Annotated in this window: 1 protein-coding gene; it reads right to left on the bottom strand. The window is 71.9% G+C overall.

The genetic code is table 11. The features are described from left to right. On the bottom strand, nucleotides 1–295 hold a 295-nt coding region (locus tag ACH65_RS20455), incomplete at both ends, for a hypothetical protein (protein ID WP_049624079.1).

Raw genomic sequence — 295 nt, 5'->3', positions numbered from 1 at the left:
TGGCCGCGCAGGGCCATGCCTTCCTCGAAGGAGCGCACGTCGGCCTTGGCCGATTCCAGCCGCAGGTGCAGGCCGGCGAGGTCCTGGCCGAGCTGGCCGATCTCGCGCTCCACGTCGAACTGCTCCGAGCGCGCGCGCTGGTAGTCGTCCAGCACGGCCTTGTCCTCGAACACGTCGAAGATGAGCTGCAGGAGGTCGCGCGGGGAGAGCTGGCAGAGCTTGTCGGTGGCGCCCTGCTCCAGGGTGAGCACGCGGCAGATGGCGCGGCTCAGGCCCGCGCCGGCGAGGCGCACGC

Source organism: Frateuria defendens (assembly GCF_001182895.1).
GTDB lineage: Bacteria > Pseudomonadota > Gammaproteobacteria > Xanthomonadales > Rhodanobacteraceae > Frateuria_B > Frateuria_B defendens.
This window is presented reverse-complemented; position numbering and strand designations above follow the sequence as displayed.